We start from the raw sequence: 12,915 nt of genomic DNA on the forward strand, positions 1-12,915 counted from the left end.
AGCTAAACTTCCCTATGCTTGAGCTCTGCTCACAGGAGGGTTGCATGGCTGTCTGGCATCTTGATACCAAAATGGCGCAGGATATCGTGGCGCGCACCATGCGCATCATTGATACCAATATCAACGTAATGGATGCCCGCGGGCGCATTATTGGCAGCGGCGATCGCGAGCGTATTGGTGAATTGCACGAAGGCGCGCTGCTGGTGCTTTCCCAGGGGCGGGTCGTGGATATCGACGACGCGGTAGCGAAACATCTTCACGGCGTCCGGCAGGGGATCAATTTACCGCTGCGTCTGGAAGGGGAGATAGTCGGCGTTATTGGCCTGACCGGCGAGCCGGAGTCCCTGCGAAAATACGGCGAGCTGGTCTGTATGACGGCAGAAATGATGCTGGAGCAGTCGCGCCTGATGCATCTGCTCGCTCAGGACAGCCGCCTGCGCGAAGAGCTGGTGATGAACCTTATTCAGGCGGAAGAGCATACCCCTGCACTCAGCGAATGGGCACAGCGTTTGGGGATCGATCTAAACCAGCCGCGCGTCGTGGCGGTGATTGAGGTCGATAGCGGCCAGCTTGGGGTCGACAGTGCGATGGCCGAGCTGCAGCAGCTGCAAAACGCGCTGGCAACGCCGGAGCGCGACAACCTGGTGGCGATAGTCTCTCTGACGGAAATGGTGGTACTCAAACCGGCACTCAATCAGTTTGGTCGCTGGGATGCAGAAGATCACCGTCGTCGCGTGGAGCTGCTAATCTCCCGGATGAAGGAGAATGGCCAGCTGCGCTTTCGCGTTGCACTGGGTAACTATTTTACCGGGCCGGGCAGTATCGCCCGCTCCTGGCGTACCGCGCGCACCACCATGATGGTGGGCAAGCAGCGCATGCCGGAGAGCCGCAGCTATTTCTACCAGGATCTGATGCTGCCGGTGCTGCTCGACAGCCTGCGCGGCGGCTGGCAGGCCAATGAGCTGGCACGACCATTAGCGCGTCTGAAAGCCATGGACAATAACGGCCTGCTGCGCCGAACGCTACAGGCGTGGTTCCGCCATAACGTGCAGCCGCTCGCGACGTCGAAAGCGCTGTTTATTCACCGCAATACGCTGGAATATCGGCTCAACCGCATTTCGGAGCTGACGGGGCTGGATCTGGGGAATTTTGACGACAGGCTGCTGCTGTATGTGGCGCTGCAGCTGGATGAGCAGCGATAGCTGAGTGCGGTCTGGTGCCCTCACCCCATCCCTCTCCCACAGGGAGAGGGCGCAAACACTAAAAACGGCAATCAAGGATTGCCGTTTTGCTTTTATTTCCGGGTTAACTTCTCAAGATCCGCTTCAATCTCACTGATCTTGTTGGTCACAACGCTTTCAAGGTGACGCAGATCGTCAAGGATCTTACGCTTGAGATCGACTTCAGTGCGGTCGCGCTGGCAGATCTGATCGAGTTCATCGATCACATAGCGCAGGTTAGGGCTGATTTCCTGTACTTCTTTGTATCCCTGACCTACGCCGTCAGCAACAACGGTCTTACGCTGGCGTGGATATTTAAACTTCACGCTTTTGGCGAAAAACTCTCCTTTGTCCTTGTGAAAATAGATTTTCAGAATATCGTTATTGGCTTCCTGACGGAGGCTGTAACGATCAATTTCATCAGGATTGGTAATGCCCAGACTTTTCAGATTATCGTACATAGCGGTACCCTTGATCTCAACATAACCTTTGAATAATTAACGAAAAAATCTATTTTCGCCACCCTCAGATATAAAAAAAGCGGGGTTGCCCCCGCTTTTTGTTATACCCGATTAATCGATGGTGCGCAGCAATTCGTTGATGCCAACTTTACCGCGCGTTTTCGCATCCACTTTCTTCACGATAACCGCACAGTACAGGCTGTATTTACCATCTTTTGACGGCAGATTACCGGAAACCACCACGGAGCCAGCCGGCACGCGACCGTAATGCACTTCACCGGTTTCACGATCGTAAATACGGGTGCTCTGACCGATATAAACCCCCATGGAAATCACGGAGCCTTCTTCAACGATCACGCCTTCGACTACTTCAGAACGCGCGCCGATGAAGCAGTTGTCTTCGATGATGGTCGGGTTAGCCTGCAGTGGCTCCAGAACACCGCCGATGCCCACGCCGCCGGACAGATGAACGTTTTTACCGATCTGCGCACAGGAACCGACAGTCGCCCAGGTGTCGACCATCGTACCTTCGTCAACGTAGGCACCGATGTTCACATAGGATGGCATCAGCACGGTGTTGCGGGCGATGAATGCACCCTGACGCACTGCCGCAGGCGGTACCACGCGGAAGCCTTCTTTCTGGAAACGCGCTTCGTCGTAGTCAGCGAATTTCATTGGTACTTTATCGAAGTAGCGGCTTTCTGCTCCGTCGATAACCTGGTTATCGTTGATACGGAAAGAGAGCAGCACCGCTTTCTTCAGCCATTGATGAGTGACCCACTGACCGTCGATTTTTTCTGCCACACGCAATGCGCCGGAATCCAGCAGGGAAATCACCTGGTTTACCGCTTCACGGGTCACGGTATCCACATTTGCCGGGGTAATCTCGGCGCGACGCTCAAAGGCGGACTCAATAACGTTCTGTAACTGCTGCATGGTTTACTCTTTCCATTTCACTAAAAAACACGTCACCCTTTATCGTTTGGATTGAGGGCTGCTGTCAACCGTTGTTGTACTTCAAGTTGAAGGTCATTATTAAGGGCACGCCGGTCCGCTGTGGCGATTATAAATAAATCTTCTACTCGCTCGCCAATGGTTGTAATTCTTGCCCCATGAAGCGAAATTCCCAGATCGGCAAATACCTGGCCGACGCGGGCGAGGAGCCCTGGCTGGTCCAGTGCGATCAGCTCCAGGAACGATTTACGGTCGGTGTGGGTCGGCAGGAAATTGACCTCGGTATCGACGGTAAAGTGCCGCAGCTTCGCCGGCTGGCGACGCGGCTGCGGCGGCTGCCAGCTGCGCTGGGTGATCGCCTGCTCTAGTCCGAAGCGTATTCCTTCATGTCTGTCCGACGACAGCGGGCTGCCGTCCGGCTCAAGCACAATAAAGGTATCCATCGCCATGCCGTCGCGGGTGGTGAAAATCTGCGCGTCATGAACGCTCAGATTACGCCTGTCCAGCTCGGCGCACACCGCAGCAAACAGATAAGGCCGGTCCGGGCTCCAGATGAAAATCTCCGTCCCGCCGCGCGTGGCCTGTGGGCTCAGCAGGATCATCGGCTGCGTCAGATCGTGCTTCAGCAGATGCCGCGCGTGCCATGCAAGCTGGTTTGGGCTGTGGCGGACAAAATAGTTGGCACGGCAGCGGGCCCAAATCTGATGCAGCGCTTCTTCATCAATGTTATCCATCCGCAGCAGCGCCAGCGCCTGCAGCTGGTGATGGCGCACGCGCTCGCGCATGTCCGGCGCGTTTTGCATACCGCGGCGCAGCTGTTTTTCAGTTGCAAAGTACAGCTCGCGCAGCAGGCTTTGTTTCCAGCTATTCCACAGCGTTTCGTTGGTGGCGCAGATATCGGCCACCGTTAGGCAGACCAGATAGCGCAGACGGTTTTCCGTCTGTACCTCTTCCGCAAACTGCTTGATCACTTCAGGATCCTGAATGTCACGACGCTGTGCGGTGACCGACATCAGCAGGTGATGGCGCACCAGCCAGGCCACAAGCTGCGTTTCACGCGAGTTCAGACCGTGCAGTTCGGCAAATTTAAGCACGTCCTGCGCCCCCAGCACCGAGTGGTCACCGCCGCGACCTTTCGCGATATCGTGGAACAGCGCGGCAATCAGGATCAATTCCGGATGGGTAAGGCGCGGCCATAATTCCACGCACAGCGGGTGGCGGGATCGCGTCTCTTCTTTGGCAAAGCTTTCCAGCTTGAGCATGACGCGGATTGTGTGTTCATCCACCGTGTAGGCGTGGAACAGATCAAACTGCATCTGCCCGACAATGTGCGACCACTGCGGCATATAGGCCCACAGCACGCTGTGGCGGTGCATCGGCAGCAGGCCGCGGCTGACGGCGCCCGGGTGGCGGAGCATGCTCAGGAACAGCGATCGCGCTTCCGGTATGTAACAAAGAGGCTGCGTTAAATGGCGGCGTGCATGGCGCAGATGTCGCAGGGTGGTGGAGTAGATTCCGGTGATGGCGCTGTTGCGCACCATGGTATAGAACATCCGCAGAATCGCTTCCGGCTCGCGAATAAATAGCGTTTCGTCGCGCAGATCGATAAGCGTGCCGCGTAGCTGGAATTCGTCATCAATCGGGCGCGGCTTTTCGTCCGCCGTCAGGGCCAGGATGGCCTCGTCGAACAGCTGCAACAGCATCTGGTTCAGCTCCGTGACCCGGCGGGTGACGCGGAAGAAATCCTTCATCATGTGCTCAACCGGCTCGTTCCCCTCGCCGCTGTAGTTGAGGCGCTGGGCAACGCTGAGCTGACGGTCAAACAGCAGACGGTTATCGTAGCGCGTCACTTCCAGATGCAGGGCAAAGCGAATGCGCCAGAGCAGGTGCAGACACTCGTTGAGCTCGTTACGCTCGGCCTCGGTTAAGAAGCCAAAGCCGACCATCTCGTCCATGGAGGTGGCGCCAAAATGGCGACGGGCGACCCACTGTAACGTGTGGATGTCGCGCAGGCCGCCGGGGCTGCTTTTAATATCGGGTTCAAGGTTATAGCTGGTGCCGTGGTAGCGCTGGTGGCGCTGATATTGCTCCTCAACCTTCGCGGCGAAGAACTTTTCTGACGGCCAGAAGCCGTCGCTGAAGATGTGTTTTTGCAGCTCCAGGAACAGCGCGACGTCACCAATCAGCAGGCGGGTTTCGATCAGGTTGGTGGCGACGGTCAGGTCTGATAGTCCTTCCAGCAGACACTCTTCCAGGGTGCGCACGCTGTGGCCCACTTCCAGCTTCACGTCCCAGAGCAGGGTCAGCAGCTCGCCAATTTTTTGCGCCTGTTCGTCCGGCAGCTTTTTGCGGCTTAAGATCAGGAGATCGATATCGGAAAGCGGATGAAGCTCTCCGCGGCCATAGCCCCCGACGGCAACCAGCGCCACATCACCGATCTGCCCGAACCCGTAATCGATCCACAGACGCTGCAGGAGCTGGTCGATAAATTCGGTACGCGCTTCAATCAGCTGCTCTGCGGAAATTCCGGCATCAAATGCGCTTCCAAGCCAGCGGTGAAAGACGTCCATGTGCGCCTTGATGCCGGCACAGGTCAGCTCCTGTTGCGGCCAGACGCCCGGGTTATCGGGCTGGTCGGGGAGGGTGGGAAGTGCTGTGTTAGCATACTGTTCGGGTAAAAGATTACTCATCGTGCGCCACCCATAAGAAAAAACGATAGCCATTAAAAAAGCCGGCATTTGCCGGCTTTTTTATCATTCGTCGTGCGTCAGTATCGCCGGGATGGTGTCATCCTTGCGCAACGTCATAATTTCGCAGCCGTTGTCTGTTACCACAATAGTATGCTCGTACTGCGCAGACAAGCTTCTGTCTTTGGTTTTCACCGTCCAGCCATCTTTCATGGTACGGATGCGGTAGTCACCTGCGTTAACCATCGGCTCGATGGTAAAGGTCATGCCTTTTTGCAGCACCACGCCGCCGTCATCTGCATCATAGTGCAGGACCTGCGGTTCTTCGTGGAAAACGCGACCAATGCCGTGACCGCAGTATTCGCGAACCACGGAGAAACCTTCCGCTTCCACGAATTTTTGGATGGCGGCACCAATGGTACGCAGACGAATGCCCGGTTTAACCATCTTCAGCGCCAGGTAGAGGCTCTCTTGCGTCACTTTGCACAGACGTTCGCCAAGAATGGTTGGCTTGCCAACGATGAACATTTTTGAGGTGTCACCGTGGTACTCATCTTTAATGACGGTGACGTCGATGTTGACGATGTCGCCATCTTTCAGCAGTTTTTCGTTGTCCGGAATACCGTGACAAACCACTTCATTAATAGAAATGCAGACGGATTTCGGGAAACCGTGGTAGCCGAGGCAGGCGGAAATCGCGTGCTGCTCGTTAACGATGTAATCATTACAGATGCGGTCCAGTTCACCGGTGCTGACGCCCGGCTTCACGAACGGCTCGATCATTTCCAGCACTTCCGCGGCCAGACGACCGGCGACGCGCATCTTTTCAATTTCTTCAGGTGTCTTAATAGAGATAGCCATGTAATCTGTCCATCGGTGTCGATTTTTTCGACAATACTAGTCTAAGTGCTGTCAATGGTATCAGTCAGGCACACCCCGTGCCAAATTGAGAATCATTAACAGCACACTACGCCAACAACAGTTGGTTTATGGTGGCGTTTTGTGGTATAAAGCGCGCCGGACTTCCGATCCATTTCAGATACACAGGCTGGACGGAAGCGACAAATCTCACTTTGTGTAACAACACACACGTATCGGCACATATTCCGGGGTGCCCTTTGGGGTCGGTAATATGGGATACGTGGAGGCATAACCCCAACTTTTAATATAGAGGTTTTAAACATGGCAACTGTTTCCATGCGCGACATGCTCAAGGCTGGTGTTCACTTTGGTCACCAGACCCGTTACTGGAACCCGAAAATGAAGCCTTTCATCTTCGGCGCACGTAACAAAGTTCACATCATCAACCTTGAGAAAACTGTACCAATGTTCAACGAAGCCCTGGCTGAGCTGAACAAGATCTCTTCCCGTAAAGGTAAGATTCTGTTCGTTGGTACTAAGCGCGCTGCAAGCGAAGCTGTGAAAGATGCTGCTAACAGCTGCGACCAGTTCTTCGTGAACCATCGCTGGTTGGGCGGCATGCTGACTAACTGGAAAACTGTTCGTCAGTCCATCAAACGCCTGAAAGACCTGGAAACCCAGTCTCAGGACGGTACTTTCGACAAGCTGACTAAGAAAGAAGCGCTGATGCGCACTCGTGAACTGGACAAGCTGGAAAACAGCCTGGGCGGTATCAAAGATATGGGCGGCCTGCCAGACGCGCTGTTCGTAATCGATGCGGACCACGAGCACATCGCAATCAAAGAAGCTAACAACCTGGGTATCCCGGTATTCGCTATCGTTGATACCAACTCCGATCCGGACGGTGTTGACTTCGTTATCCCGGGTAACGACGACGCAATCCGTGCTGTTAGCCTGTACCTGAGCGCTGTAGCTGCTACCGTTCGTGAAGGCCGTTCCCAGGATCTGGCTTCTCAGGCGGAAGAAAGCTTCGTAGAAGCTGAATAATAAGGTTTTACCCCTTATTAGTACCGTGTATGAATAGGGGCCCATTACCGGCCCCTTTTTTCAATTTACACTGTTTGGCCCCTGGCCGGGCAGTTCACATCTCCCGAGGATTTAAGAATGGCTGAAATTACCGCATCCCTGGTAAAAGAGCTGCGCGAGCGTACTGGCGCAGGCATGATGGATTGCAAAAAAGCGCTGACTGAAGCGAACGGCGACATCGAGCTGGCAATCGAAAACATGCGTAAATCCGGTGCGATCAAAGCAGCTAAAAAAGCAGGCAACGTTGCTGCTGACGGCGTGATCATCACTAAGATCGACGGCAACTACGGTATCATTCTGGAAGTTAACTGCCAGACTGACTTCGTTGCTAAAGATGGTGGTTTCCAGGCATTTGCTAACAAAGTTCTGGACGCAGCTGTTGCTGGCAAAATCACTGACGTTGAAGTTCTGAAAGCACAGTTCGAAGAAGAACGTGTTGCGCTGGTTGCTAAAATCGGTGAGAACATCAACATCCGTCGCGTTTCTTCTCTGGAAGGCGACGTTCTGGGCTCTTACCAGCACGGTGCACGTATCGGTGTTCTGGTTGCGGCTAAAGGCGCTGACGAAGAGCTGGTTAAACAGCTGGCGATGCACATCGCTGCAAGCAAACCAGAATTCGTTAAGCCAGAAGACGTGTCTGCTGAAGTAGTAGAGAAAGAGTACCAGGTTCAGCTGGACATCGCGATGCAGTCTGGTAAGCCAAAAGAAATCGCAGAGAAAATGGTTGAAGGCCGCATGAAGAAATTCACCGGCGAAGTTTCTCTGACTGGCCAGCCTTTCGTTATGGATCCAAGCAAGTCTGTTGCTCAGCTGCTGAAAGAGCACAATGCTGACGTAACTGGCTTCATCCGCTTCGAAGTGGGCGAAGGCATCGAGAAAGTTGAGACTGACTTCGCAGCAGAAGTTGCTGCAATGTCCAAGCAGTCTTAATGATTGAAAAGGAGCCGCCTGAGGGCGGCTTCTTTTTGTCACCCGTCATATGAAATCAGACAGGCTCCAGTATCGCTGTGCTGATTTGCGGCATATCATGTCGCCAGAATTAACCCCCATCTTAATCGTTGACAGTCTCAGGAAAGAAACATGGCTACCAATGCAAAACCCGTGTACAAACGCATTCTGCTTAAGCTGAGTGGCGAAGCGCTGCAGGGATCGGAAGGCTTCGGTATTGACGCAAGCATTCTTGACCGCATGGCACAGGAAATCAAAGAACTGGTCGAGCTGGGTATCCAGGTTGGCGTGGTTATTGGCGGTGGCAACCTTTTCCGTGGTGCTGGTCTGGCGAAAGCGGGGATGAACCGCGTTGTGGGTGACCACATGGGTATGCTGGCAACCGTCATGAATGGACTGGCAATGCGTGATGCACTGCATCGTGCCTATGTGAATGCTCGCCTGATGTCCGCGATTCCACTGAATGGCGTATGCGATAACTACAGCTGGGCAGAAGCCATCAGCCTGCTGCGCAACAACCGCGTGGTGATCCTCTCCGCCGGTACGGGTAACCCGTTCTTTACGACCGATTCCGCTGCCTGCCTGCGCGGTATCGAGATTGAAGCCGATGTGGTACTGAAAGCGACCAAAGTCGATGGCGTGTTTACTGCCGACCCGGCAAAAGATCCTTCTGCGACCATGTACGATCAGCTGTCCTATAATGAAGTGCTGGATAAAGAGCTGAAAGTGATGGATCTTGCCGCCTTCACGCTGGCTCGCGACCATAAACTGCCGATTCGTGTCTTCAACATGAACAAGCCTGGCGCACTGCGTCGCGTGGTCATGGGCGAAAAAGAAGGCACTTTGATCACGGAATAATTTCCGTTGGCGATAAATACAGGTAAGATTCCGCTTTATTTTGTAGTGGTATCTTACCCGGGCGCGCCTTTGGCGTTGTCATGAATTAAACGCGACTATACTTAGCACACCTTTAGCGCTGTGCTGGCGGATAGTCTGCCTGAGACAAGTTTTCAAGGATTCGTAACGTGATTAACGACATCAGAAAAGATGCTGAAGTACGCATGGACAAATGCGTAGAAGCGTTCAAAACCCAAATCAGCAAAATCCGTACTGGCCGTGCTTCCCCAAGCCTGCTGGATGGCATCATCGTAGAATACTACGGTACGCCAACCCCTCTGCGCCAGCTGGCGAGCGTAACGGTAGAAGATACCCGTACGCTGAAAATCAACGTGTTCGATCGTTCTATGAGCCCGGCCGTTGAGAAAGCGATCATGGCCTCTGACCTCGGCCTGAACCCAAGCTCGGCGGGTGCGGACATCCGCGTTCCGCTGCCTCCGCTGACCGAAGAGCGCCGTAAAGATCTGATCAAAGTGGTGCGTGGCGAAGCTGAGCAGGGTCGTGTTTCCGTGCGTAACGTTCGTCGCGACGCGAACGACAAAGTAAAAGCGCTGCTGAAAGAAAAAGAGATCAGTGAAGATGACGATCGTCGTTCTCAGGACGATATTCAGAAAATGACCGACGCGGCCATCAAGAAAATTGATGCGGCGCTGGCAGATAAAGAAGCGGAACTGATGCAGTTCTGATTTCTGTCGTACACTGATAAACGCCGTTCAGAGGGGCTTCGGGTCTTGCTGGCGGCGTTTTGCTTTTTCTGGTCTAACTTTTTTCGGGCATCTCATGAAGCATTTAACACTCCTCGGCTCAACCGGCTCTATCGGTTGCAGTACTCTCGACGTTGTTCGCCATAATCCTGAACTTTACACCGTGACAGCGCTGGTGGCCGGTAAGAATGTGCAGCGAATGGTCGAGCAGTGCCTGGAGTTTACGCCCCGCTATGCGGTGATGGATGACGAAGAGAGCGCACGTCTGCTGAAAGCACAACTGCGTGAAAAAGGCTGCCGAACCGAGGTTCTGAGTGGCCAACAGGCGGCCTGCGAGATGGCGGCGCTGGATGAGGTGGATCAGGTTATGGCAGCCATCGTCGGGGCTGCTGGATTATTGCCGACGCTTGCCGCGATTGATGCCGGTAAGGATGTTCTGCTGGCCAATAAAGAGTCACTGGTCACCTGCGGACGCCTGTTTATGGATGCGGTGAAGCAGCGCGGCGCGCGTCTTTTACCGGTCGACAGCGAACACAACGCGATTTTTCAGAGTTTACCGCAACCTTTTCAACAGAACCTGGGGTACGCTGACCTGGAGCAGAATGGGGTGGTATCTATTCTGCTAACCGGGTCTGGTGGCCCGTTCCGTGAAACGCCACTGTCTGAACTGAGCGCAATGACGCCGGATCAGGCGTGCCGTCATCCGAACTGGTCGATGGGGCGTAAAATCTCCGTTGACTCTGCCACCATGATGAACAAAGGTCTGGAATACATTGAAGCGCGCTGGCTGTTTAATGCGTCAGCGAAACAGATGGAAGTACTGATTCACCCGCAATCGGTGATTCACTCGATGGTACGCTATCAGGATGGCAGCGTGCTGGCACAGCTGGGCGAGCCAGATATGCGTACGCCTATTGCCCATTCAATGGCGTGGCCGAATCGAGTGAAATCCGGCGTGAAGCCGCTTGATTTCTGCAAGCTTAGTTCCCTGACATTCAGCGAACCAGACTATGACCGCTATCCTTGTCTGAAGCTTGCGATGAATGCCTTTGACCAGGGGCAGGCGGCAACGACGGCACTTAATGCAGCTAATGAAATCACCGTTGAAGCATTTCTGAATCAGCAGATTCGCTTTACCGATATCGCGTCGTTAAATTTATCGGTACTGGAAATGATGGATTTGCGCGAACCACAGAGCGTGGAAGAGGTGCTGGCGGTGGATACAGCTGCGCGTGATATTGCGCGCCAACAGGTGACTCGTCTCGCAAGCTGGTGATAAAGCAAGCACTAGTCGTCGTGCTATTTGTTAGCGTTGGGCTTCAGTGATATAGTCTGCGCCACCTGATCGCAGGAATTTGACTTTGTGTGGTCAGGTAAGCCGTGGTTTGACACGGCTTTTTTATGTATAGGCTTCAGTATTCCTGAGTACCGTTAAATCCTTTTCAGGGACAAAAAACGCGTTATGTTGTCTGCGAATCAACCAATAAGCGAAAACTTGCCAGCTCATGGCTGCCGTCATGTAGCAATCATTATGGATGGCAATGGCCGCTGGGCGAAAAGACAAGGGAAAATACGAGCCTTTGGGCATAAAGCAGGGGCGAAATCTGTTCGCCGCGCCGTTTCTTTTGCCGCCAATAACGGCATTGATGCGTTAACGCTCTATGCTTTTAGCAGTGAAAACTGGAATCGACCTGCGCAGGAAGTGACTGCGTTGATGGAATTGTTTGTGTGGGCGCTAGACAGCGAAGTAAAAAGCCTGCACCGCCACAACGTCCGCCTGCGTATCATTGGCGATACCAGTCGTTTTAACTCACGTTTGCAGGAACGGATTCGTAAAGCAGAAGCGTTGACTGAAAGTAATACCGGTCTGACGCTTAATATTGCGGCGAATTACGGCGGACGCTGGGATATTATCCAGGGCGTTCGGCATCTGGCCGAGCAGGTTCAGGAAGGGCTGCTGAGACCCGACCAAATTGATGAAGAGGCGCTGAGTAAGCAAATCTGCATGAATGAACAGGCGCCAGTGGATTTGGTAATTAGGACAGGGGGGGAACATCGCATAAGTAACTTTTTGATATGGCAAATTGCCTATGCCGAACTTTACTTTACGGATGTTCTTTGGCCCGATTTTGATGAACAAGACTTTGAAGGTGCGCTGCATGCTTTTGCCAATCGAGAGCGTCGTTTCGGCGGCACCGAGCCTGGTGGCGACAAAGCCTGATGGGGGTAGCTTTTGCTGAAGTATCGCCTGATTTCCGCTTTTGTATTAATACCCATTGTCATTGCGGCGCTGTTTTTACTGCCTCCGGTGGGATTCGCTATTGTTACGCTGGTGGTGTGCATGCTCGCCGCGTGGGAATGGGGACAGTTTAGCGGCTTTACCTCGCGCAGCCAGCGAGTATGGCTTGCGGTACTCTGTGGCTTTATCCTGGCCATAATGCTGTTTACGTTGCCTGAATATCATCATGATATTCATCAACCGCTGGTTGCTGGCTCCCTCTGGGTATCGCTGGCCTGGTGGGTTGGCGCGCTGCTGCTGGTGCTTTTTTATCCAGGTTCTGCGGCGTTATGGCGTAATTCTAAAGTGCTGCGACTGATATTTGGCTTGCTCACAATTGTTCCATTTTTCTGGGGTATGGTCGCGCTTAGGGCCTGGCACTACGACGAAAACCATTACAGCGGTGCAATCTGGCTGCTTTATGTGATGATTCTCGTCTGGGGGGCTGACTCCGGGGCCTATATGTTTGGTAAACTGTTTGGCAAACACAAGCTGGCGCCGAAGGTATCTCCGGGCAAAACCTGGCAGGGATTCATCGGCGGCCTGTTTACGGCAGCGATCATCTCCTGGGGCTATGGCGTCTGGGCGAATCTGGAAGTGGCACCGTCAATACTGCTGGTGTGCTCGATTTTTGCTGCGCTTGCCTCAGTGCTCGGTGATTTAACCGAGAGTATGTTTAAGCGTGAAGCAGGGATTAAGGACAGCGGACACCTGATTCCAGGGCATGGCGGTATACTGGATCGCATTGATAGCCTCACAGCGGCTGTTCCAGTGTTTGCTTGTTTGCTTTTACTGGTATTCGGGACGATTTAACGGAAG

12 protein-coding genes are annotated in these 12,915 nt (G+C 53.7%); 8 read left to right on the forward strand and 4 right to left on the reverse strand.

What is annotated here, in order from left to right; all coding sequences use genetic code 11:
• Window positions 1–44 precede the first annotated feature (44 nt).
• On the forward strand, window positions 45–1,202 hold the full coding sequence (cdaR, locus tag M2433_RS20880; protein ID WP_429057346.1) for a DNA-binding transcriptional regulator CdaR: 1,158 nt from the start codon (window positions 45–47) through the stop codon (window positions 1,200–1,202).
• 92 nt (window positions 1,203–1,294) lie between these two features.
• Here cdaR and M2433_RS20885 read toward each other — a convergent pair whose 3' ends face one another.
• The 4 genes from M2433_RS20885 to map all read right to left on the reverse strand — a co-directional run bounded on the left by M2433_RS20885 (window position 1,295) and on the right by map (window position 6,183).
• Window positions 1,295–1,681, reverse strand: coding sequence for a DUF3461 family protein (locus tag M2433_RS20885; RefSeq protein ID WP_014168696.1), 387 nt, complete (start codon window positions 1,679–1,681; stop codon window positions 1,295–1,297).
• 111 nt (window positions 1,682–1,792) lie between these two features.
• On the reverse strand, window positions 1,793–2,617 hold the full coding sequence (gene dapD / locus M2433_RS20890) for a 2,3,4,5-tetrahydropyridine-2,6-dicarboxylate N-succinyltransferase (protein ID WP_008501915.1): 825 nt from the start codon (window positions 2,615–2,617) through the stop codon (window positions 1,793–1,795).
• A 32-nt stretch (window positions 2,618–2,649) separates the two neighbouring features.
• Window positions 2,650–5,325, reverse strand: coding sequence for a bifunctional uridylyltransferase/uridylyl-removing protein GlnD (gene glnD, locus M2433_RS20895; RefSeq protein ID WP_429057349.1), 2,676 nt, complete (start codon window positions 5,323–5,325; stop codon window positions 2,650–2,652).
• A gap of 63 nt (window positions 5,326–5,388) precedes the next feature.
• Complete coding sequence (gene map / locus M2433_RS20900; RefSeq protein WP_429057350.1) at window positions 5,389–6,183, reverse strand: type I methionyl aminopeptidase; 795 nt, start codon at window positions 6,181–6,183, stop codon at window positions 5,389–5,391.
• A 321-nt stretch (window positions 6,184–6,504) separates the two neighbouring features.
• Here map and rpsB point away from each other — a divergent pair, with 321 nt between their 5' ends.
• From rpsB to cdsA, 7 genes are all read left to right on the forward strand, one after another.
• Window positions 6,505–7,230, forward strand: coding sequence for a 30S ribosomal protein S2 (gene rpsB / locus M2433_RS20905; RefSeq protein WP_003856207.1), 726 nt, complete (start codon window positions 6,505–6,507; stop codon window positions 7,228–7,230).
• Between the two features lie 117 nt (window positions 7,231–7,347).
• Window positions 7,348–8,199: a translation elongation factor Ts gene (gene tsf, locus M2433_RS20910; protein WP_014882627.1), complete on the forward strand. Its 852-nt coding sequence runs from the start codon at window positions 7,348–7,350 to the stop codon at window positions 8,197–8,199.
• Window positions 8,200–8,349: 150 nt separating this feature from the next.
• Window positions 8,350–9,075, forward strand: a complete 726-nt coding sequence (gene pyrH, locus M2433_RS20915; RefSeq protein ID WP_047346409.1) for a UMP kinase — start codon at window positions 8,350–8,352, stop codon at window positions 9,073–9,075.
• 167 nt (window positions 9,076–9,242) lie between these two features.
• A complete protein-coding gene (frr, locus tag M2433_RS20920) occupies window positions 9,243–9,800 on the forward strand; it encodes a ribosome recycling factor (protein ID WP_047346410.1) in 558 nt (185 codons plus the stop codon).
• A 94-nt stretch (window positions 9,801–9,894) separates the two neighbouring features.
• Window positions 9,895–11,094, forward strand: coding sequence for a 1-deoxy-D-xylulose-5-phosphate reductoisomerase (gene ispC / locus M2433_RS20925; RefSeq protein ID WP_429057354.1), 1,200 nt, complete (start codon window positions 9,895–9,897; stop codon window positions 11,092–11,094).
• Between the two features lie 186 nt (window positions 11,095–11,280).
• The gene (ispU, locus tag M2433_RS20930; protein ID WP_429057357.1) at window positions 11,281–12,039 is read left to right on the forward strand and encodes a (2E,6E)-farnesyl-diphosphate-specific ditrans,polycis-undecaprenyl-diphosphate synthase; all 759 of its coding nucleotides are present in this window, start codon (window positions 11,281–11,283) and stop codon (window positions 12,037–12,039) included.
• Between the two features lie 12 nt (window positions 12,040–12,051).
• Window positions 12,052–12,909: a phosphatidate cytidylyltransferase gene (gene cdsA / locus M2433_RS20935; protein ID WP_047346413.1), complete on the forward strand. Its 858-nt coding sequence runs from the start codon at window positions 12,052–12,054 to the stop codon at window positions 12,907–12,909.
• Window positions 12,910–12,915 lie beyond the last annotated feature (6 nt).

Source organism: Enterobacter sp. AC1 (genome assembly GCF_050434705.1).
Classification (GTDB): domain Bacteria; phylum Pseudomonadota; class Gammaproteobacteria; order Enterobacterales; family Enterobacteriaceae; genus Enterobacter; species Enterobacter cloacae_L.